The following is a 20,273-nucleotide window of genomic DNA, read 5'->3' on the forward strand; positions in this document are numbered from 1 at the left end:
TCTGCATTGCAGCAACGGCAGATCATCTCAAGACCTAACAGGCCCTAGAGAGCCACCAGGCCCATAGCACCCCGGATCAGGCACCCTGGAAATTTCCTTGAATGTAATTTGCGCTCACGGCTCGCGACGTGGGTCCCCTCGCCTTCGCGAGAAACTTCCGACGCCCATTCGTTGGCCGCCATTCGAAATACGCTCAATATGTCAATTTCAGTATCCCCCTGACCTAATGAGCGCTTGACGCCAACAACTACGCGCTCACGCGCCTGAAGCATCCGTTACAATATTGAATATGATGCTTTATATTATTTACACTTTTCGATCATTGAATCACCGCTTCTCTGGCGCCATCGTTTGGTCTGCACCAAAGAAAAAGCGTCTCTGATTTCGAAATATTCGTCACGAGCCGCCAATACTCGCATTGTGCCGCGCGCTCCTTCCCGCCATCCAAGAGAACACCTTCCATGCCAGAAATTTTCGCAACGCCCATCAAACGTCGACAATTTCTTGGGGCGGCCGCACTGACCTGCGTTGGCGGAGCTTTGGGCGGACGGGCTCGAGGCGCCAATTCAGACGTTACGTTGAGAGTGGCGACTTTTCGTGGCGCGGACTCAACACTGCTACCAGCGGCGCACGTCGCGGATTTCCCTTACACCGTGGCTTACAGCGAATTCAATTCCGGCAACCTCATCGCGCAGGCCATCAATGCCGACGCCATCGATCTCGGCGGCTGGAGCGAGATTCCGATGGTGTTCGCCGCAGCCGCCAAATCGAATGTCGCCGTCGTGGCTACTCTCGAAGGCCCTACAACCGATCAGGCGGTGCTCACGCCCGCCAACTCTCCCTATAAATCCATCAGCGATCTGCGCGGCAAACGCGTCGGATACATCCGCGCCACTACAGCACATTACTTTCTGATCCGGATGCTTGAGCAGGCCGGGCTTTCATGGACGGATATCCAGCCCGTCGCCCTTTCGATGAGCGAGGGATTGACCGCTATCAAATCCGGCAGTCTGGATGCGTGGGCGACATACGGTTACGCAATCCAGATACTGGAAGCCGCTGGCGCGGCGCGGGTTCTGCAAAGCGCCGCCGATATTCTTTCTGGACATTACTTCATCGGCGCCAACCCGCGCAAATTGGGGGATCCGGCTTTCCGCGCCGCCGCCGCCGATTATCTTGACAGACTCAACCGTGCATACGCCACGCTCGCAGCCGACAAGGCGTTATGGGCCAAAGTGGTCTCGCCTGTCATCCACGTTCCCGAAGATGTCGTGCTCGCTTATTTGCGCGCGCAGAACCGGCCATATCGCGCCCGGGCCTGGCGAAAGGACGATATCGTCAGCGCCGAGGCCGTAGCGAGAACGTTTGCAAAAGCGGGCGTTTTACCGCAGGACGCCAACGTCGCCGCAGTTTTCTCACCCGCGCTTTCAAAGCTTCTTCCGGCTTGACGGTCTGCGCGCCGCCACGATCGCGGCGCGCAGATTTAGATTTTCTAAATAGAAACACCAAGCGATTTAAGAAGCGTCTCGCGCATATCTTCGAAGACGGGGTCGACGTGTTTACGGGGCCGCCCAAGGGCCACAGGCATATCCACCCTGATCCTGCCACGCTCCAGAACAACAGCGCGGTCGGCCAGCAACAGCGCCTCGTCGACGTCGTGAGTCACGAGCAGAACGGCACAGCGCCGACGCTTCCACAACTCTCCAACCAGCCCCTGCATTTTCAGACGCGTAAGGGCGTCCAGCGCGGCGAAGGGCTCATCCAACAGCAAAAACCCAGGCTCCCGCACAAGCGCGCGCGCAAGCGCTGCGCGCTGCGCCTCGCCGCCAGAAAGGGTAAGCGGCCACGCGTCGATCCGGTGCGCAAGTCCGACCTCCTCCAGAATCGCCGCCGCGCGATCACGCCCGTCCTTTCCCTCCTGCCCCAGAACGACGTTCTCCCAGACGCGCTTCCATGGAAGCAGACGATGCTCCTGAAAAACGACCGAAACTTCCCGAGGACGCGACACCGCGCCTTCGACGACAGGATCGATACCCGCCAATGTGCGCAAGAGCGTCGATTTACCCGAACCGCTATGTCCCAGAAGCGCCACGAACTCACCAGGAGCAATGGCGAGATCGAGCCTGTCCAGCACGGCGGGGCCGTCCCCAAAACGCCGCGTCAGCCCTTCGACGATTACCGCGACGTTACCGTCCTCATGGCTCCCGGCATGGACGGCTGCAGTTGCAAGCTCGCTCTGCGCACGCTTCAGCGCCGCGCTCATCGTGCCGCTCCTCGCGCCAGCGGACGCCAGACGAGAAGCTTCGCTTCAAGGAAACGAACGATCTGATCGGAAAGCAAACCGAGGACGCCATAAACCAGCAAGCCGACCATAATGATGTCCGTTCGGAGGAAGTCTTCCGCATCCATCATCATATGACCGATGCCGCTTTCCGCGTTCACCTGTTCGGCGACCACCAACATCAGCCACGATACGCCGACAGCGTAGCGAATGCCGATGAGAAGATCCGGTAACGCACCCGGCAAAATCACGTTACGGATCGTGTCCAGACGGGAGAGGCCCAGTGTACGGGTCATTTCCAGTAACTTCGGATCGATCGACCGCACGCCCTTGTGGAGGTTCAGGTAGATCGGAAACGTGGCCCCAAGCGCGACGAGGAGCACTTTCGGCGTCTCACCGATGCCGAACCACAGAATGAACAGCGGCACGAGCGCCAGTGCGGGTAACGTGCGCATGATCTGCAGCGGCGCATCGACCAGATCCTCCCCGACGCGCGAAAGTCCGGAGAACAGGGCCAACGTCACGCCGACGACCGCCGCAATGCCGAACCCGGCGCCCGCGCGCAGCAGGGAGACGCCAAGATTCGATGTCAGCGTCCCGTCAGCGATGAGAGAGGCTGCGGTCTGCGCAATCTGCCACGGCGACGCGACGAGGCGCGTCGACACGAAGCCGGAAGCGCATGCGGCCTGCCATACCGCAACAAGAAGCAGGGGCGACAGATACCGACGAAAACGCCCCAGTTCCCGCAGGGCGATCCGCCCACTTGCGCCTTGAGATCGTCCTCGGGACGCGAGGCTTATGAGGGTTTCCGACATGTTTCGCGCTCCGATTTCCACGTTCAGGGCGCGAAGGTAGTGCATTATATACGATATCGAATGTTAAATTAATTAATCACATCCATTGATGTGTTTTATTTGCCCCCCTTCCCGTCGGTTGGCACTCTCCCCGCAGCAAGCCGCCCACAGGCGATGTCTCCCACTGCCGGAACAATTCAGGACCGCCCTTAATGCCGCGCCCATTCTTTCATGCAGCCAATTTCTTCCTCGCCATCGCGGCCGCTCTGACAGTTACAGCGACAGCAGCGTGCGCGGAGGATGAACTGGTCGTCGCCGACCAGAGGGGGCTTCAGAAGGCGGTCCTGCAGGCGTCGAAGGCCGACCAGAATCTGCCTTACCGCGTGCGTTGGGTCGAATTCGACGCCGCAGCGCCGCTGCTGCAGGCGTTGGGCGCAGGCGCGGTGGACACGGGGGTCGCCGGCGACGGGCCTTTTCTCTTCGCCTGGGGCGCCGGGCAACCGATCAAGGCCGCTTACTGGCTCCCCCCAAGGGGCGCGGGCCATACGACCGCCGTCGTGACAGGCGAGCATTCCTCGATACGCACAGCAGCAGACCTGTCTGGCAAGACCATCGCGACGGGGCGCGGCTCCATCGGTCATTTGTTGCTGCTGCGTCTGATCCAGACCGGCGCGATTCAGGCTCCCGCCCCCCGCATCGTGTTTCTGCCTCCTGCACAGGCGAAAGCGGCGTTGGACAGCGGTGCCGTCGACGCGTGGTCGACGTGGGAGCCGTATGTGTCCCTCAACCTTGTGCAGAATCATGGACACGTGGTCGCCGACGGGCAGACTGTGCTGCCCAACAACGGTTTCCTTGTCGCGACTGACTCCGCCCTGAAAAACAAGCGGGCCTTGCTGGCGGATTTCTATCGGCGCGTCAGCGACGCTTCGCGATGGGCGGAGAACCACCAGAGCGAATACGCAGCCATCCTGTCCCGCCAGACGGGAATGCCGCAGGACGTTTCAGTGGCTGTGGCGAAGGAACTGATCTCCACCCCCGGCCCCGTCAACCCTTCCGTCGTTCAGGCCGAGCAGGCGACGCTGGACGCCTATCGCGCCGCCAATCTTGTCGACCATGGCGGCTCGGTCGCCGCGGCATTCATCACCGGATTCGCCGCGCCGTGACCGACCGGGTCCGAACATATGACACGGACGTCCTGATCATCGGCGGCGGCCTGGCCGGATGCTGGGCCGCGATCTCGGCGAGGCGGGCCGGAGCCCGGGCCATCGTCGCAGAAAAAGGGTATTGCAGCACATCCGGCGTGGCCGCTTCCGCCGGTCCCGGACACTGGTTCGTTCCTCCCGAAGCGCGGTTGCGGGAAGAGGCGATCGCTCGTCGGATGGCGGGCGCCCAAGGGTTGGGCGACGCGCGATGGATGGAGCGCATCATAGACCGGACGTATCGGACTCTCCCCGATATTGGCACGCATTATCATTACACGCCAGACGATTCCGGCGCCATTCGGCGCCACGCCTTGCGGGGGCCGGAATATCTCCGCGCCCTCCGCGAGAAGGCGCTTGCTGCGGGCGCCGTCCTGCTCGACCACAGCCCTGCCTTGCAGCTTCTTGCACGTCCCGACGGCCGGGTCTCCGGCGCGCGCGGCGTCTCCCGGCAGGGCGACGGCGACGAGTGGCTGGTGCGCGCCGGCGCAGTGGTTCTCGCAACAGGAGGCTGCGCGTTCCGCTCGCACCTTCTGGGTGGTTCGAACAATACCGGCGACGGCCTGCTGATGGCGGTAGAAGCCGGAGCGGCGTTGTCCGGGATGGAATTCTCTTCCTTCTTTACTGTCGCCCCCGCAAACACGCCGCTGTCCCGCGCGATGATTTTCAGTTTCGCACGATATTACGACACGCAGGGACAAGAAATCGCCAAGCCCGCAACGCCGAACGATCACAGCGCTATCGCCGTTGCGCTGCAAGGCGGGCCGGTCCTGTGCGACCTGTCGGCGACGCCGGAGATCGTCCGTCGTCAGCTGCCGCAGATCTCTCCGAACGTGTCGCTCACATTTCGCAGGCTTGGAATAGATCCTTTCACGCAACGCTTTCCAATCTCGTTGCTGGGCGAGGGAACGATACGTGGCGTAGGCGGCGTGCGTGTCACTGGAGAAGACGCCGGAACTGACGTGCCCGGCTTGTACGTGGCGGGCGACGTCGCGTCGCGCGAGCCTGTAACGGGACCGGTCACCGGCGGAGGCGCCGTCAACGCCGCATGGGCTTTGGCGTCAGGTTGCATCGCAGCCGAAGCCGCTGCTCGCAGCGTGTTGGAAAATCCTTTGGACCAGACATCGATTTTAGAACCTCTGGGTGACGCCGGATTGTCGACGAGACGTGACCGCACGAATTCGTCGACGACGCGATCTGCGTTTGCGACCACGCTGTCGAAAGGCCCGACGCGCCCGGGCGCCAGCGCTTCGAGCGAAGTCGAGATCGTGCTGCGTGAGGAAATGCTGTCCCCGACGCGTCAGTACTTCAGAAGCGCCGATACGCTCGCCGCAGCTTCCACGCGTCTCTCCGCCGCATGGGGCGCGTTACGCGACGCGACGCCTGCTTCCGCCGAGCCGCGCGAACGCCAGCGGTTTCGAGAGCTTGCCGCCATGACCGCAACCGCGCGCTGGTGCGTCGCAAGCGCCGCGGCGCGCACGGGAAGTCTCGGCATGCACCGCCGTACCGACAGCACTGACGGAAGCGACGTTCCGGCTTATGTGATTTCGGGCGGCGCAGACGCCGTCTGGACGCGTCGCCAGGCTGCTGGAACCGTCTCATGATTACTTCTCTCGACACCGAGCGTTGCACCGCCTGCAATCAGTGCGTCGCAACATGCCCGCGTGACGTCTTTGAAAAGACAGAGCATATACCGACGATCGCCCGTCCGCAGGACTGTCAGACATGCTTTCTCTGTGAACTTTACTGCACGGCGGACGCACTTTTTGTTCATCCTGAAGCCGAACCCGCGATGGCGGCGCGTCTCGCGCCGTCAGACATAACGCCTCTGCTCGGCGAATACCGGCGGGAGTCGGGGTGGGACGAATGGAGCGAGAACCCGCGCTACGCCAACCAGCACTGGCGTATGGAGGACGTGTTCCGGCTCGCCCGCGATGGATGACCTCTTACCGATCAGCCGCGCCGACCTGCAACATGAAGCGCCCGTCGTCGACGTTTTCTGTTATCGTCCCACTTGCGCTGCTTATCAGCAACGACTGCTTCGGCCTTTCATCATGACCTTTTGGAACGTCACAACCAACGTCCTTCACGCCCGCGACACGCGGGCGGCGCGACACAAGGAGATCGCTCGATGAATGTGCTCACACCCCGACCGCATCGCCCGTCGGACGCGATCGAAGCTGCGTTGGACAGGCTGGTTCCGATCTTCGCTGAACGTGCTCCAGCATACGATCGCAGCGGAAAGATCGCGCTGGACAATCTTCTCGACCTGAAGGAAGCCGGACTGCTTGCTCTCGCGTTGCCGCACGACAAGGGCGGCGCGGGCATAGGCGTGGCCGAAATCTCGAAGATCGTCGGACGTGTAGCGACCGGCGATCCGACGACGGCGCTGATCCTTGCGATGCAGTATCTTCAGACGGGCGCCATCGCGCGGTCCTCGGGCTGGTCGGAAGAGGTTCGTAACGAGGTGTTCACGAGCATAGTGCGCGACGGGGCTCTGGTGAACGCATTGCGCGTCGAGCCGGAACTTGGCACCCCCGCACGGGGTGGGTTGCCCGCCACAACGGTCCGTCGTGAAGGCGGGCGTTTCCTGATCAGCGGCCGCAAAATCTTTTCCACCGGATCGACCGCCCTTCGCTGGGGCGTCGTCTGGTCCCGCACCGATGAGGAAACGCCGCGCGTGGGGCAGGTTCTTGTGCCGCTGGATTTGCCGGGCGTGCGGATCGAAGAAAGCTGGCGTCATATGGGCATGCGCGCGACCGCCAGCCACACGATTGTTTTCGAGGACGTGGAAATCCCGGAACGTTACCTCGTGTCGCTGAAGGCGCCGGGCGCGTCCGTCGACGAAGCCGTCGCGTTGGCGAGTTGGCACGCCATCGTCATCGGCGCGCTCTACGACGGCGTGGCGCGCACGGCCCGCGACTGGCTGGTCGGCTACTTGAAAGAGCGCACCCCGGCCAACTTGGGCGCGCCTTTGGCCAGCCTGCCGCGCTTTCATGCCCTGCTGGGCGAGATTGACGCATTGCTTCTCACCAATCGCGCATTGATCGAACACGGGCTGGCGCGCGAAGCCGCTGGAGAACGAGGCGACGCCGACGCTGGCCTGATCAAATACACGGTGACGGAGAACGCCATCGCCGCCGTCGGCAAGGCCGTCGCGGCGATCGGAAATCCGGCGCTCAGTCAGGACAATCCACTCGAGCGCCACTATCGGGACGTGCTGTGCGGACGCATTCACACCCCGCAGGGGGATTCAGCGCTCGGCGGTGCGGGGCGGCTCGCTCTCACCTGATACACGGTGGGCAATCTTCGCCGCGCTGGGCGCAAGTACAAATCAAGACATCTGTCGGACGGTTTTCAACACGAAGCCGGGTCTTCGCTCTTCGAAATGGTCGATGACTGACACTTCGCGCGCCCGGTAACGTCCTGAAACCCGGCGAGAATTATCCTCGACGTCAGTGCCGAAGCTTGAGTCTGACGGATATCGATCCGTCGTGCACAATGAGGCCAGCTTTTGTTAAACACGGCGACTGCGCTATATTTTTTTGTCAGATCTCGATAATTTCTCCTTTTTGTAGTGATCGAGTTTTGTCTTTATAAAAGCCTCGACTTCCTGAAGAACTTTCAACTTACCCCTGATTACGTCGAGCCGCTCTTCAAGAAAGACGACCGTTTGTTCAGGCGTGAGGTTCGCAGCGCCATGCGCCTTCAGCAACGGCCCAATCTCCTTGAGCGAAAAACCAAGGCGTTGCGCCTGACGCACTTTTTCGATCGTGGTCAGCACGGCAGGGTCATATTCGCGATAGACGCGACTTCCGGCCTGCCGCTCGGTCGAGGCGATCAGTCCCATCTCTTCGTAATGGCGGACGCCGTCCTTCGACAGGCCAGCGATCTTCGCCACTTCACTGATCAGCATTGCGCGCCTCTTGACTGTGGGGTTTCCCTACAGATTATCTGAATGGCCATGTGAATAAAACCGCATGGAGCAATACTGACATGGCCAATGTTTCCAAACCCGTCGCCCTCGTATCGGGCGCATCGTCCGGCATCGGCAAGGACATAGCCCTGCGCCTTCTCCGGGAAGGCTACGTCGTCTACGGCGGCGCACGTCGCGTCGGAAACATGGCGGATATCGAAGCTGCCGGCGGTCACGCCATTGCGCTGGACGTCACCGACGATGCTTCAATGACGCAGGCGATCGACCGGATCATGCACGAACAACGTCGTCTCGACGTGCTCGTCAACGGGGCCGGTTACGGTCAATACGGAGCGCTGGAAGACGTGCCCATGACGGCAGCCCGTCGTCAGATGGAGACGAACCTGATCGGAGCCGCACGGCTTGTTCAGCTTTGTCTTCCTCATATGCGCGCCGCTGGCGACGGCGCGATCCTCAATATTTCCTCGATCGGTGGAAAGTTCGCGCTGCCGCTCGGCGGTTGGTATCATGCATCCAAATTCGCTCTTGAGGGATATTCAGACGCGCTGCGGAACGAAGTGCGCCAGTTCGGGGTCGAGGTGATCGTGATCGAGCCGGGCGGAATAGCATCCGAATGGGAGGACATCGCAGCAGATGAAGCCTCACACCTTTCGGGCGCCGGCGCCTACGCTGCGATGGTCGAGAAATTCCGCAACATGCGTGGCAAACGTCAAGCCCCACCGCCCGCAGTAGTGTCCGATCTGGTTGTCCGAGCGTTAAACGCACGACGCCCAGCTATCCGGTATAGTGGTGGGCTGATGGCGCGACCGTTGTTGTTCTTGCGGCGTCACCTGTCCGACCGGATGTTCGACCGCCTCATCATGTCAGCTTTTCGCTGATCCGCCCCCCGCGGCGACGCGTACAAACCCGAACAAGGATATGCACAATGATTCAGATTGATCGCCTTGATCACCTGGTTCTGACCGTCGCGGATATCGAAAAAACATGCGCGTTCTACCGGGACGTTCTCGGCTTCGAAATCGTCACCTTCGGAACGGGACGCAAAGCCCTGAAATTCGGACTCCAGAAATTCAATCTTCATCAGGTCGGCCATGAATTCGAGCCAAATGCGCACAAACCCACATCGGGTTCCGCCGATCTTTGCATCATCGCCACAACACCCGTCGAGGACGTGATCGTCGAACTGATCAGACTGAAAATAGTCATCGAGGAAGGCCCGGTGGAGCGAACAGGGGCCAACGGCCCCATCCGGTCCGTGTATATTCGTGACCCGGATCTAAACCTGATCGAAATTTCGAATTATCGGCTCGCGACGTGACCCGGCGATGACGGTGCAGGCAGGTCGTCCGAGCAATTTCGACATACCAACTCTCTTCCCGTCGCCAAATCGCAACCGGAATCGTAAAATTTAAGGCGAGCGTTCGAGAAGCGGCCCTACAAATCAAACCGCGTTCGACGAAGAGACGTCATTGCCCCGGCAGGTTTTTGATGTTCGGTTGTCCCCGCAAAGAGACCCATTCTGACTTTTCAAATTGCTCGAACCTGACTGACGCAGGTGTGTTCGAACTTCTGTAGCGGCCCCTTCCCCCCCAACCCGCGCAGAAGTCTAATCGGAGGCACACACCAGCGTCGCACAACACGCATCGACTGTGGTTAGAACGTAGCGTTGTTTTTTTCTTCCAATATTCTGAAAAATTTCTTTGTTTAACAATATGTTAATTCAAGAAAATCATTTTCACTAATTTAAATAGTTAATTATATAAACACTTGTTAAATGTATTAATTTGGTCCATATATATTTATATACCTTATATTTTTAGTGAATTGTCTGGCGCGCGACAACCCGCGTCATCAGGAGACGTCACCGTGTCGCAATCGTCCCAGTCTACGCTCCCTCAACGGATGGCGCGCAATGTTCCTACGGAACTGTTGCGATCGTTCGTCGCCATCGTCGAGGCTGGCTCGATGGCGCAGGCGACGGAGACGATTTTCCTCACGCAATCAGCCCTGAGCTTGCAGATGAAGCGGCTTGAAGACGTGCTGCAACAGAAGCTGTTTCGTCGAGACGGGCGTCGCCTGACCCTCACGGCGCCAGGCGAGGAACTGGTCTCCTACGCGCGCCAGCTTCTGGCTCTCAACGACCGGATCATGCACACGCTCGGACAGAGCGTGGATGAAGACCCGATCACCGTGGGGATGGTGCAGGATTTCGCCGACACGGTTCTTCCCGATGTGCTCAACCGTTTCCGCCTCGAACACCCCCGCGCACGCCTTATCGTCCGCGTCGGCGGATCGGCGGAGCTTCTGGAGATGTTCGACCGCTCTCGCCTCGACGTCGTGCTGTGTCTGGGTCAGCACGGCGATCGACCGGGCGCGAGCTGGCGCGTCGTCGGCCACGATCAGATGGTCTGGCTGGGCGATACTGCGCTGACCGAACTCGACGAGCTGCCGCTCGCCCTTCTCGAACCTCCATGCAGGTTTCGAGACGCCGCGCTGAGGACTCTGACAGAGGCGCGACGTGATTACCGGATCGTGCTGGAGACGCCCAACCTCCCGGCGATGCGCGCAGGAGTGCGCGGACGCCTTGGCCTGAGTTGCCGCACACGTCGCTTCGCCGCCGCCGAAAGGCTGCCGATCATGGCTCCGGATGCTTTGCCACCATTACCGGAAATCGAAACGGTGCTGGTCGAACGGGAAGGTCTGTCGGAAGCCGCACGCGATCTCGGCGACCTTCTCGCCCGCACAATCGGCAATCGTTGAGCTGAGCCCAAGAGCGTGATGACAAAAACTTCGTGGTCCGTGCGCTCTTCGGTCCTTCATAAGAAATGGCGCGAAAACACCGATCAGGATGAACGCCGTGGCCAATAACCAGAAAGACAGCACCCCGAGCCTCAACGCCCTTTTCCGCGAACTCGACGCCGAGCGCCGCAGGACATGGGCTCCGGAGGCTTTGGCGATCAACGTCAACCAGCGCGCGACGCTGCGCCGCGACCACGGCGCGTCTCCCCATGTGCAGATTGGCGACACGCTGGAGCCCGCCACGCTGCGCAACGCCGCTGGAGAATCCGTTTCCCTGGACTCGCTGACCGAAAAAGGGCCTGCCGTCATTGTCCTGTTTCGTTTTGCGACCTGTCCGGCGTGTAATATCGCCCTCCCGTATTATCGCGATACTCTCTGGCCGTCGCTTCAGGCCGCAGGGGTCGCGCTCGCGGCGGTGTCGCCGCAGCCCTTCCCGGCTCTGAATGACATCGCCACGGCGCATGCTCTGCCATTTCCCGTGCTGTCCGACCCGCAACTTGCTTTCGGTCGGGCCCTCGGCGTGACCTACCAGTTTGACGACGCATCCCGCGCGGCTGCGGAAGCCAAGGGGGGGACGCCGCACGCGCTCAACGGCGTCGACGTATGGGAACTGCCGAAGCCCGCCGTCCTGATCATCTCTCCAGATCGCAAGGTTCTGTTCGCCGATGTTTCTCCGGACTGGATGGAGCGAACGGAGACCTCGGCGATTCTGAAGGCCCTCGGCCTGACGCCAACGGAAATCTCCCATGCTGCGTGACGCGGACATGCCCACCGCCACAATTTCTCCCGGCGATGTAACGCAAGACGATTTTCGGCGCGCCATGAGCCTGCTCGGCGCGCCGGTCGTACTGGTGACGACGGATGGCGCGCACGGGCGGCACGGACTAACTGTCTCCGCCGTATGCAGCGTCAGCGACACGCCGCCCACCGTTTTGGTCTGCCTCAACCGGTCCAACCGGTCGCACGCCGCCTTTTTGCGCAACGACGCGATCGGGATCAGCATACTCGCCGAAGGACAGGAAGCGATCGCGGGCGCGTTCGCCAGCAGTCGCCTGAGTTCGGAAGAACGTTTCGCCAATGGCGTGTGGCGCGCGGGCGCAAACGGCGCGCCCCTGCTCGAACAGGCGGTCGCGACGCTCGATTGCGCCGTTGCGTCTGTGCAGACCTCCGGCAGCCATGACGTTCTGTTCTGTCGCGTCAACGCCATCGCTCACCCGTCGGACGACGGACACGGCCTTGCATGGTTCGACCGTCGCTTTCACGTCCTTCCCCGTTTCACGACGCAATTTTGAAGACACAGGTTCGGTCGACGATGAAATCTTCCCATGCTCTTTCCCGCCGATCGACGCTCGGCCTGCTCGCGGGCGCGGCGCTCCCCTTCGCCGCGCGCGCCGATGGTCCCCACGACATGAACTGCATGCCGGCGTCCGGCGACAGCCCGGCGCCTGCGCCATCCGGCCCGCCGCGTAAGGTGACGATTGCGTGGAACGAAACTGCCGTCTGCACGGCCGCCGTTCCGGTTGCGAAGGCAAAAGGATTTTTCGCGCGTCGTAATATCGACGTCGATTACGTAAATTTTGCGGGATCCACCGATCAGCTGCTGGAGGCGCTGTCCACCGGCAAGGCCGACGGAGCGCCGGGGATGGCCCTGCGCTGGCTGAAGCCATTGCAGCAGGGATTCGACGTCAAGCTGGTCGCGGGGCTGCACGCGGGATGCATGTTCCTCATGACCACGCCGACCTCGGGCCTCTCCAAACTGCAGGACCTGCGTGGGAAGACCATCGGCGTCACAGATATCGGCGGCCCGGATCGCAATTTTTTCTCCATTCGCCTGAAAGAAGCTGGTGTCGATCCGGAAACGGACGTGCAGTGGCGGCAGTTTCCGGTCGACCTGCTGCCCGTCGCGCTGCAACGCGGTGAGGTGCAGGCCTTTTCTGACGGCGACCCGTTCTCGACCATGCAAAAGAAGCAATTCGGACTGATCGAGATCGACAGCAATATGCGCGACAAGTGGGCGCACACGACATGCTGCGTCGTTGGATTGCGTGGATCGCTGATCCGGGATGATCCCGCGACCGCCACGGGTGTTGCGCGCGCGATTCTTGAAGCGGGCGCCTGGCTCTCCTGCAATCCGGACGAAGCTGCCGAAATCTTCAAGCCATACGCGCCGAAAGCGAACGCCGCCGATCTGGCTGCCATCATCCGGGCGCAGGGCCATCATCACCAGACGTCGGGCGCGGCCTTTCGGGATGAGATCGTGCTTTACGCCGACGCACTGAAGCAGGTCGGCGTGTTCCGGCCCTCTCTCGACTCCCACCACTACGCCGAGCGATTTACTCAGGATTTGTTCAGCTCATGAGCCAGCACCTCGCCTCATCCGTCCGGTTCGCGCCCTCCTCAAGCGTTACGACTGTGCGGCGTGCGTTTCCGCTGGCGCAGACGCTCCCATGGCTCGCCGGTCCGGTGTGGCTTGTTGCCGCGCTCGTGACGTGGCGCATTCCCGACGCCGACGATTTTCCCGCCACGAACGATCTCGCCGTTCTGTTCGCGGCTGTTGGCCTCGTCCTTCTGATCGCAGCGGCAGGTCGCCGTCTATCCACCCGAGCCCCGTGGGCCATCGCACTTGGTGTAGGGTTCGGATTGTGGGAAGTCGCGCAAGCCAAGCTGCTCTGGCTTCCCCGCCCCTTCTTCGGAACGCCCCAAGACCTGCTCGACGTGTTTCAGAGTGACTGGCGCAAACTTGGCGACAGCCTGCTGCATTCGCTCGCATTGCTGGCGACAGGATATCTGGGTGGGGCGACACTTGGGATCGCCGTCGGCGCTGGACTGGGGCGATCGCCGCGCTTCCGCTACTGGGTGCGTCCGATCATGCGGCTGGTTGGACCGCTGCCGCCGGTCGCTCTGTTGCCACTTGCATTCGTCCTGATCCCATCGAGCAGAGTTGCTGGAGACGCGCTGATGGCGCTTGCGGCTGGTTTTCCGGTCGCAGTACTGACATGGTCCGGCATCGCCGCCGTGGACCCGGCCTATTACGACGTGGCCCGCACGATGGGCGCGAAACAGCGCTTCCTGCTGTTTCACGTCGCGTTGCCTGCAGCAACGCCGCAGATTTTCGTCGGGCTGTTCATGGGCCTCGGCGCGTCTTTCTCGATGCTCGTCGTCGCTGAAATGCTGGGCGTGAAATCCGGCCTCGGGTTCTATCTGCAGTGGGCGCAGGGATGGGCGGCTTATCCGAACATGTATGCGGCGCTGCTGGTCATGTCATTGATGTGCTCTGCATTGATGACGGTTCTGTTCAAATTGCGCGATCATTTGCTGAACTGGCAAAAGGACGGCCTGAAATGGTGATCTCCTCCGGCCGGGCGACGCCCCTCGCCCTGCGCCTCGAACACGTCAGTCACGCCTTCCATTCGGACGGCGCGGTCGTCCCTGTTATCGACAATGTATCGTTGCAGGCGGCGCCTGGAGAGTTTGTGGCGCTTCTCGGACCGTCCGGGTGCGGCAAGTCGACGCTGCTGCGTCTGATCGCAGGGCTGGAAGCCCCGAACGAAGGGGCAATCTACGGCGACGATGCACGGGTGGCGGGTCCCGGTCCTGATCGCATCATCATGTTTCAGGATCCGACGCTTTATCCGTGGCGGAGAGTTCGCGGCAATGTCGCTCTGGGTCACGACATAAACGGACGCGCCGATGACGAGTCCGTCACCGCTGCGCTTAAACTTGTCGATCTGCTCGACTTCGAACGCGCATGGCCACACCAACTCTCGGGCGGCATGGCTCAGCGCGTGGCGCTCGCCCGCGCGTTGGTGAATGACCCCCGGTTGCTGCTACTCGACGAGCCTCTGGGCAAGCTGGACAGTCTGACGCGCCTGACCATGCAGACGGAGATTCTACGCGTTTGGCGCGAAAAGCAGTTCACGGCCCTGATGGTCACCCACGATGTCGAGGAAGCGCTGCTGCTGGCGACAAGAATCGTCGTTTTCAGCCCCAGACCCGCACGTATTCTGGCTGACATCCCCGTGTCACTTCCTGAGCATCGTCATCGCGACGATCCGAAACTTTTGTCTCTCAGGAAAGATATTCTGGCGCAGCTCGGGCATCGGGAAGACTGGTAGTCCGCCCGAATCTGGCTACCAAATTCGTCAGCTATCGGCGCCGCCAACGCCAGTTCTCGCGAAAACGTCGGGACTGGTTGCAGGACGCCCCGGCGCCTTCGCGAGATTCTGCGGGAAGGTGTGCCCGTGGGTAAGGCACATTTTGTATATATGTTATTCTAATTCGGTTTAACAGCGATTAGTGGCGCAATCGCGATAGCGTGATGGTTGCGGCGAGGCCGCCATAAGCGACGCTTTTTGGACGGTCAGGAGTCCAAAAACAAACTTCGCCTTCAGTTTCGCCTCACATGCCGAAGATAGACTGGCCGTCATCTTTCCCCTTTCAACGAGGGAGTTTCCGCTAACCGGCGAAAGCGCATAAAACTGCCGCGACAACCTTCTCAGCGTGGCCATCTAGAATCGTGTTGCGCCTGACATCCGCGGCTCTCGCTGGAAAAGATATGCGCTCAGAGCAGCGAGCCCCTGCGAGACGCCCAAAGCAGGCTTTCAGTCGTTGCATTCCGTGACAAGCGCCGACGCGCCGCCGCCATGATTGCATTGCAAAATGATGCGCCGGGATTAAGCGAAGGATGATTCTATGAAGAAGATAATTGTGCTGGCTCTCGCGACTCTCAACCTCGCCGCATGCTTCCCGCCCGGCGGCCCGGGGGGACCCGGAGGCGGTGGCCCAGGTGGTGGAGGCGGTTACGGCCGTGGACAGGGCGGCGGAGGCGGCTACGGTGGAGGAGGACAAGGGGGTGGCCAGGGTGGCGGCTACGGCGGCGCCAACAGGGCGGCGGTTACTGATCCGCCGTCGTATCTATAACTGTGTGGGCCCGGCGCTCAGTCGGGACCACGCGGTCGCCAGATGTCTAACGGGCGCTTCGTCACACGCATGCTGACGAGAACTGCCCCCCAGTCCTTGGCGCGCATGGACCGTCGCCAGCACGATCACCCTTCGACGCGCATTATCCAGAGCCCAAACATTACGGGCAGGATTAATTATTCCCGATTGCGCTGATACTCGGGCACCCGCTGGGCGGGGGCAGACCAATCGTCCACCGCCGTAACCGTGATCGTCCTCGAACTGGGCGACGAACGTAGATACCGGCAGGGTCCTGCAACCGAAATTCTGATTTTCAGTTCGTTGCCGCATCGCGAGGCGGCGGAGGTGGGGGGCACCCATCTCGTGGCGGCGGCGGAGGACGACCATTCCCGGAAGGTGGCGGCCCACCGTCAGGCGGTGGCGGCATATCGCGACCACCGGGCGGAGGTCCGCGCTTCCCATCTGGCGGCGGAGGCGGGCGTTTACAGCGCCCTTCCCCGTGCCTGAACCCTGATTGCGCTTCTCCAGACGCCGCTGACTGCGCGGACGTGTAGTTCTCCCCGTTGTAGACGGTACTCGTCTGCGCCGAAGCGACGCTGCTCAGTGCTACCGTTTGCGCGCCGAGCAGGCTGACCGTTGCACAAACACCCAATACGCGCTTCATCTGAACTCCACCGGGGAAATACTCCCGGCACGTTGCCCGCATCGCGGCGGGCGCGCGAGTTACGAAGAGCAAGTGTCGGTAACATCGCGTGATGCGGTGACGGTGACGCCATTAGCAGATGTCTAGTAGGAGTCGTTCGTTATAAATTTCATCCGCCAAACGACAGACGGAACAATCGTCTCAAACTCTGCTGAAGCAGGCTCACTCTATACTGAAGCCCGCGCCAGTCGTCCGCCTCAATTTTCTGTGACACAGGCGCCAGTAGCGGGAGCTTCAGGGAGCGGGCCAATGCAGCCAGCGAGCACTTGACCAAAGCTTTCAAATGGCGAGGAGCGCGGACTAATTATTATAAAATGCCTTTCATAACAACGAAAATTATAAAAAATCCAGATTCGTCACTATAAGTCTTTATGCGACCCCAAGCATTGACAGCCGGATTAACGGCTCCCTCCATTTGCCGAAGCAAGCAACAAAAATACTGCTTTCCCTACAGCTTAAATTATTGCGAATTACAAACGAATGTCACACCATGCTGCGGGCGACGCAGCAAATCGGGGATGGATCGCGTCGCCCGCCCGAACCCCGGCGCGGTCACAGCGTTGAGGGGTTCAGGACGGCGCCAGAATATGCCTCATCTGTCACCGGCTCACCGGCGTCGTCCAACAAAAAACCATACATATGACCGGCAATGGCCATTGGGTGCCTTCGAGCATATTTTCAGTTGACTCTAATTGAGAATGATATACGTTCTCAATTGTCCCCGACAGGACATCGACTTCCCTCGGCAGTAAAGATGCCGCAAAGGTTAGCCTTTGCGGCATCTTTGCACGCAACTCTACAGAAGCGCGCATGCGAATCTGTCTGGATCAACGGCGGGCTTCATCTCCGACTCAACAAATCGCCCCTCACATCTGAACGCTTCGAAAACTTCCCGATGGATTCAATCCAACACGAGAAATTCCAATAAACCACGACACAGGTTCAAGCGAAAAAGAGAATGCGACCTGAAGGTGGCAAAGCTTTAAAGTGGATCGTCGCAGGACGAAATTCCTTGAGTTTGAGCGCCTGTCCGGTCAAGCACGAAACCCCAATAATCAACTGCCGCTCCTCACCTCTCCATCCCCAACCATCACAGTTCAGTCGCCGCATTGTGGTAGTGAGGCGCGACCTCATGTTTATAGTAACCTATCGCCCACAGAACCAGTATCACTACCAGGATAGGCTTCCACAGCACACGCAGCGCCGCGAACAGAACCATGGCCAGCAGGATCGAGATGGTGAGGGGAATTATGATGAAAAAGAAGAGCATCTTGCCGCCATGCCAGGAGTAGTGAATCCGATGAGCATCCTACCTCGAAAACACACGGCCCAATAGGCTTAGCTTATTCTTGTGTGCTGGACTACAGGGGCCGCCGGAGGCCGTTGGTCCAGTCGCGTGTTCACAGATAGCGCGCTGAAAAGATAGTGTTAGCGGGCGACCAGGTCGCACCCCCGGCGCCACGTTCCTGCCGAGCGGAGAGCCGCCTTTGGAGCCAACCTGCAAGATACGCCCGACTTAGATCGTTCTCGGAGCGATCTGGGCTCTGCGCGGTTCATGAAACCAGAGAAAGCCCGCGGTTAATCGAATTCACAGGCGAAAGAGGATGGCTCCGGGTCAGGCTAGGTGTGCCGTGACCAGACATTTGCACGAGCTCTTCTCAGTGCCGCTTGATCTTCACGGCCTTCCATAACTCGCGGATATTGACAGAGATAGACGCCACGATCTTGCTGATGAGGTTGAGGTTCCGCGCGTTGCGCTCTGGACTGGCCTCCCCCATTTTCTCCTGTATTTCAGAGACTTTCTTCTCCAAAGCCTCGACACGGGAGACCAGTTCATCAGGCATATTTTTCACCCTTGACCGCGCTTGTGCTGTTTCAGAACTACGGGATCGGCAGTGGCCCCGCCTCTGCCAATTGGCCACTCAAACCGTATTCCGCAAAGATATTATATATGATGTCCCCGCAAGAGACGCTGACCGATCACGAGACCAGTTCCGGAAGAGCGCGACAGAAACAAAGCATTTGTTACATACACTGGTGCTCTGGTTGTTTGCACGTAGCATAGGCGGCTTTCCACTCCTGAGTGGAGTTTCTTCAGTCCGTACGACAGGGTGTGTTTCAACGGCGAGGATAGCGCTTGAGGGCGCGCCTCAACCGCTCGGCACTACTGACGACGCACACGTCATCAAGCAACGTGGCCGTTTCATAGATCGCCAACAAGCTGGTGCAGATCTTTACTAACGACCGCGCCCCTTGATCCCCCGCAGTTACTCACTGGCAACTAGGTCAGAATAACGGACAACGCGATACGCAGCGTCGTTATATAATTTTTTTTGCAGGAAATTTTTTGGAGAGGCTGGCTCCCGAAGTAGGACTCGAACCTACGACCCAGCGATTAACAGTCGCTTGCTCTACCAACTGAGCTATTCGGGACCAGCGGGGCACCGTATAGCCAAGGCAGCCCGGCGCCGTAAAGCCCCTCTGGCAAAGATTTTTTCACCCGGCGTTTTTGACATCCGGCGCGGCTGAGGGCAGCAAGGAACCTGCAGGGCGCAGCCGGAGACGCATCAGAAGCCTATGACCGCGCAGGACGGAAAGAAACCGGCGACCGGACGCAGGCGCGCCTTAATGCTGGCAGGCGGCGTAGCTGGCGCGGCGGCGGCGTATGGCGTGGCGACGCAGTTGCGCCACCCGACGAAGAGCCACCGCGAGCCGGATGGCCGCTTCAGGACCCTAACCCTGCACTGGCCACACGCGGATCGCGATCCGGTGCTGATCGTCGCGCGAGAGCGTGGGTTCTTCGCGAACTACAGCCTCGACGTCAAAACGCCCGGAGAGACACCCACGGGTAACAGCGCCATCAGCGAAGTCGCGCAGGACCGCGCGGTCGGCGCGGTCGCCCCTGCCCTCTCCTGGCTGCCCCGGTTGCATGACGGAACTCCCGCAAAACTGGTCGCTGGCCTTACGGCGGGCTCCTTCCGGGTTCTTGTCCGCGTCAAAAGCGGCGTGACGCGTCTGGAGAGCATCGTCGGGAAGACGATAGCGACGACAGACGAGGACAGCGCCGACCGGCGTTTTTTCTCGGTGCTGCTCCGCCGCAAAGGCATAGACGCAGACCGGAGCGTAAACTGGACCCTGCTCCCCATGAACGAGGTGTCGGGCGCCCTTGCCTCGGGAGATATCGACGGCATCGTGGCGCATGATCCGTTCGCCTGGACGCTGCTCACCGCGCCGGGCGCCGGGCTTAAGGAACTGGCGGGCTCAACCACTGGATTATACGCTGAACGCGTAAATCTCGTGCTTGGCCTTACGGACGAATTCCTCGACAGCGACCCGGACGGAAGCGTCGCCCTCACCCTTGCGCTACGCGATACCTGTCGATGGATCGCGGCGCATACGGACGAAGTTTCCACGCTTCTCTCGCATCACCTGACTGACATGGATGACGACGCCGTCGATGCGATGCTGGCCCATGAACCGCGGCCGGTTCACCTGCTTGGGCGATGGCTGCGCGACCAGATGGCCCAGTACGCGGACGAACTGAAGCTGATCGGTCGTCTCCCTGACGCTCTGGATTCCGGCGCATTCGCGAAATCGATCTGCCGCAACGTCCTGCACGTCTAAGCGCGGCTTCGGGCCA

Annotated in this window: 21 protein-coding genes and 1 tRNA gene; 16 read left to right on the forward strand and 6 right to left on the reverse strand. The window is 60.6% G+C overall.

Features of this window, described 5'->3' with window-relative positions:
• Window positions 1-461: 461 nt before the first annotated feature.
• Window positions 462-1,448, forward strand: coding sequence for an ABC transporter substrate-binding protein (locus tag HK28_RS11235; RefSeq protein WP_086644657.1), 987 nt, complete (start codon window positions 462-464; stop codon window positions 1,446-1,448).
• Window positions 1,449-1,492: 44 nt separating this feature from the next.
• Here HK28_RS11235 and HK28_RS11240 read toward each other — a convergent pair whose 3' ends face one another.
• Both HK28_RS11240 and HK28_RS11245 read right to left on the reverse strand, forming a co-directional pair.
• Complete coding sequence (locus HK28_RS11240) at window positions 1,493-2,263, reverse strand: ABC transporter ATP-binding protein (RefSeq protein WP_086644658.1); 771 nt, start codon at window positions 2,261-2,263, stop codon at window positions 1,493-1,495.
• Entirely contained in the window at window positions 2,260-3,096 is an 837-nt protein-coding gene (locus HK28_RS11245; RefSeq protein WP_086644659.1) for an ABC transporter permease, read from the reverse strand. Before HK28_RS11245 ends, HK28_RS11240 begins: the two co-directional genes overlap by 4 nt.
• A gap of 191 nt (window positions 3,097-3,287) precedes the next feature.
• On the opposite strand from HK28_RS11245, the gene HK28_RS11250 reads away from it, so the two are divergent.
• The 4 genes from HK28_RS11250 (at window position 3,288) to HK28_RS11270 (ending at window position 7,566) form a co-directional block, all read left to right on the forward strand.
• Window positions 3,288-4,238 carry an aliphatic sulfonate ABC transporter substrate-binding protein gene (locus HK28_RS11250; protein ID WP_086644660.1) on the forward strand — a complete coding sequence of 317 codons (951 nt, stop codon included), beginning with the start codon at window positions 3,288-3,290 and terminating at the stop codon, window positions 4,236-4,238.
• Entirely contained in the window at window positions 4,235-5,878 is a 1,644-nt protein-coding gene (locus HK28_RS11255; protein WP_086644661.1) for an FAD-binding protein, read from the forward strand. Before HK28_RS11250 ends, HK28_RS11255 begins: the two co-directional genes overlap by 4 nt.
• On the forward strand, window positions 5,875-6,216 hold the full coding sequence (locus HK28_RS11260) for a ferredoxin family protein (RefSeq protein WP_086644662.1): 342 nt from the start codon (window positions 5,875-5,877) through the stop codon (window positions 6,214-6,216). Before HK28_RS11255 ends, HK28_RS11260 begins: the two co-directional genes overlap by 4 nt.
• A 189-nt stretch (window positions 6,217-6,405) precedes the next feature.
• Window positions 6,406-7,566: an acyl-CoA dehydrogenase family protein gene (locus HK28_RS11270; RefSeq protein WP_086644664.1), complete on the forward strand. Its 1,161-nt coding sequence runs from the start codon at window positions 6,406-6,408 to the stop codon at window positions 7,564-7,566.
• 243 nt (window positions 7,567-7,809) lie between these two features.
• Here the strand turns inward: HK28_RS11270 and HK28_RS11275 are convergent, their stop codons facing one another.
• On the reverse strand, window positions 7,810-8,190 hold the full coding sequence (locus tag HK28_RS11275) for a MerR family transcriptional regulator (protein ID WP_086644665.1): 381 nt from the start codon (window positions 8,188-8,190) through the stop codon (window positions 7,810-7,812).
• Between the two features lie 80 nt (window positions 8,191-8,270).
• Here HK28_RS11275 and HK28_RS11280 point away from each other — a divergent pair, with 80 nt between their 5' ends.
• From HK28_RS11280 to HK28_RS14040, 10 genes are all read left to right on the forward strand, one after another.
• Complete coding sequence (locus HK28_RS11280; RefSeq protein WP_086644666.1) at window positions 8,271-9,089, forward strand: oxidoreductase; 819 nt, start codon at window positions 8,271-8,273, stop codon at window positions 9,087-9,089.
• Window positions 9,090-9,136: 47 nt separating this feature from the next.
• Window positions 9,137-9,529: a VOC family protein gene (locus HK28_RS11285; RefSeq protein ID WP_198945867.1), complete on the forward strand. Its 393-nt coding sequence runs from the start codon at window positions 9,137-9,139 to the stop codon at window positions 9,527-9,529.
• 548 nt (window positions 9,530-10,077) lie between these two features.
• Window positions 10,078-10,971 (forward strand): LysR substrate-binding domain-containing protein, encoded by an 894-nt coding sequence (locus tag HK28_RS11290; RefSeq protein WP_233140502.1) that lies wholly within the window; start codon window positions 10,078-10,080, stop codon window positions 10,969-10,971.
• Between the two features lie 97 nt (window positions 10,972-11,068).
• Entirely contained in the window at window positions 11,069-11,767 is a 699-nt protein-coding gene (locus tag HK28_RS11295) for a peroxiredoxin-like family protein (RefSeq protein ID WP_233140503.1), read from the forward strand.
• On the forward strand, window positions 11,757-12,302 hold the full coding sequence (locus HK28_RS11300; protein ID WP_086644669.1) for a flavin reductase: 546 nt from the start codon (window positions 11,757-11,759) through the stop codon (window positions 12,300-12,302). Before HK28_RS11295 ends, HK28_RS11300 begins: the two co-directional genes overlap by 11 nt.
• 20 nt (window positions 12,303-12,322) lie before the next feature.
• Window positions 12,323-13,369: an ABC transporter substrate-binding protein gene (locus HK28_RS11305; RefSeq protein ID WP_086644670.1), complete on the forward strand. Its 1,047-nt coding sequence runs from the start codon at window positions 12,323-12,325 to the stop codon at window positions 13,367-13,369.
• Window positions 13,366-14,358 (forward strand): ABC transporter permease, encoded by a 993-nt coding sequence (locus HK28_RS11310; protein WP_086644671.1) that lies wholly within the window; start codon window positions 13,366-13,368, stop codon window positions 14,356-14,358. Before HK28_RS11305 ends, HK28_RS11310 begins: the two co-directional genes overlap by 4 nt.
• Window positions 14,352-15,125 carry an ABC transporter ATP-binding protein gene (locus tag HK28_RS11315; protein ID WP_086644672.1) on the forward strand — a complete coding sequence of 258 codons (774 nt, stop codon included), beginning with the start codon at window positions 14,352-14,354 and terminating at the stop codon, window positions 15,123-15,125. Before HK28_RS11310 ends, HK28_RS11315 begins: the two co-directional genes overlap by 7 nt.
• Window positions 15,126-15,702: 577 nt before the next feature.
• Window positions 15,703-15,930, forward strand: coding sequence for a hypothetical protein (locus tag HK28_RS11320; protein WP_086644673.1), 228 nt, complete (start codon window positions 15,703-15,705; stop codon window positions 15,928-15,930).
• 246 nt (window positions 15,931-16,176) lie between these two features.
• Window positions 16,177-16,437, forward strand: coding sequence for a hypothetical protein (locus HK28_RS14040; RefSeq protein ID WP_158093457.1), 261 nt, complete (start codon window positions 16,177-16,179; stop codon window positions 16,435-16,437).
• 1,286 nt (window positions 16,438-17,723) lie between these two features.
• Here the strand turns inward: HK28_RS14040 and HK28_RS11330 are convergent.
• The 3 genes from HK28_RS11330 to HK28_RS11340 form a co-directional block, all read right to left on the reverse strand.
• The gene (locus HK28_RS11330) at window positions 17,724-17,903 is read right to left on the reverse strand and encodes a hypothetical protein (protein WP_086644675.1); all 180 of its coding nucleotides are present in this window, start codon (window positions 17,901-17,903) and stop codon (window positions 17,724-17,726) included.
• Between the two features lie 388 nt (window positions 17,904-18,291).
• Window positions 18,292-18,477, reverse strand: a complete 186-nt coding sequence (locus HK28_RS11335; RefSeq protein ID WP_086644676.1) for a hypothetical protein — start codon at window positions 18,475-18,477, stop codon at window positions 18,292-18,294.
• A 513-nt stretch (window positions 18,478-18,990) separates the two neighbouring features.
• Window positions 18,991-19,066, reverse strand: a tRNA-Asn gene (locus tag HK28_RS11340).
• A 144-nt stretch (window positions 19,067-19,210) separates the two neighbouring features.
• Here HK28_RS11340 and HK28_RS11345 point away from each other — a divergent pair.
• Entirely contained in the window at window positions 19,211-20,257 is a 1,047-nt protein-coding gene (locus tag HK28_RS11345; RefSeq protein WP_086644677.1) for an ABC transporter substrate-binding protein, read from the forward strand.
• The last annotated feature ends 16 nt before the right edge of the window (window positions 20,258-20,273 follow it).

Origin of the sequence: Acetobacter sp. DsW_063 (assembly GCF_002153745.1) — a bacterium.
Lineage (GTDB): Bacteria > Pseudomonadota > Alphaproteobacteria > Acetobacterales > Acetobacteraceae > Acetobacter.

What these genes read in the sequence shown, in the direction of transcription:
- HK28_RS11245 (WP_086644659.1), bottom strand. Translation starts at nt 3,096, where the DNA reads ATGTCGGAAACCCTCATAAGCCTCGCGTCCCGAGGACGATCTCAAGGC.
- HK28_RS11260 (WP_086644662.1), top strand. Translation starts at nt 5,875, where the DNA reads ATGATTACTTCTCTCGACACCGAGCGTTGCACCGCCTGCAATCAGTGC.
- HK28_RS11300 (WP_086644669.1), top strand. Translation starts at nt 11,757, where the DNA reads ATGCTGCGTGACGCGGACATGCCCACCGCCACAATTTCTCCCGGCGAT.
- HK28_RS11285 (WP_198945867.1), top strand. Translation starts at nt 9,137, where the DNA reads ATGATTCAGATTGATCGCCTTGATCACCTGGTTCTGACCGTCGCGGAT.
- HK28_RS11330 (WP_086644675.1), bottom strand. Translation starts at nt 17,903, where the DNA reads ATGCTCTTCTTTTTCATCATAATTCCCCTCACCATCTCGATCCTGCTG.
- HK28_RS11240 (WP_086644658.1), bottom strand. Translation starts at nt 2,263, where the DNA reads ATGAGCGCGGCGCTGAAGCGTGCGCAGAGCGAGCTTGCAACTGCAGCC.
- HK28_RS11270 (WP_086644664.1), top strand. Translation starts at nt 6,406, where the DNA reads ATGAATGTGCTCACACCCCGACCGCATCGCCCGTCGGACGCGATCGAA.
- HK28_RS11315 (WP_086644672.1), top strand. Translation starts at nt 14,352, where the DNA reads ATGGTGATCTCCTCCGGCCGGGCGACGCCCCTCGCCCTGCGCCTCGAA.
- HK28_RS11250 (WP_086644660.1), top strand. Translation starts at nt 3,288, where the DNA reads ATGCCGCGCCCATTCTTTCATGCAGCCAATTTCTTCCTCGCCATCGCG.
- HK28_RS11310 (WP_086644671.1), top strand. Translation starts at nt 13,366, where the DNA reads ATGAGCCAGCACCTCGCCTCATCCGTCCGGTTCGCGCCCTCCTCAAGC.
- HK28_RS11335 (WP_086644676.1), bottom strand. Translation starts at nt 18,477, where the DNA reads ATGCCTGATGAACTGGTCTCCCGTGTCGAGGCTTTGGAGAAGAAAGTC.
- HK28_RS11345 (WP_086644677.1), top strand. Translation starts at nt 19,211, where the DNA reads ATGACCGCGCAGGACGGAAAGAAACCGGCGACCGGACGCAGGCGCGCC.
- HK28_RS11320 (WP_086644673.1), top strand. Translation starts at nt 15,703, where the DNA reads ATGAAGAAGATAATTGTGCTGGCTCTCGCGACTCTCAACCTCGCCGCA.
- HK28_RS11280 (WP_086644666.1), top strand. Translation starts at nt 8,271, where the DNA reads ATGGCCAATGTTTCCAAACCCGTCGCCCTCGTATCGGGCGCATCGTCC.
- HK28_RS11305 (WP_086644670.1), top strand. Translation starts at nt 12,323, where the DNA reads ATGAAATCTTCCCATGCTCTTTCCCGCCGATCGACGCTCGGCCTGCTC.
- HK28_RS11235 (WP_086644657.1), top strand. Translation starts at nt 462, where the DNA reads ATGCCAGAAATTTTCGCAACGCCCATCAAACGTCGACAATTTCTTGGG.
- HK28_RS11275 (WP_086644665.1), bottom strand. Translation starts at nt 8,190, where the DNA reads ATGCTGATCAGTGAAGTGGCGAAGATCGCTGGCCTGTCGAAGGACGGC.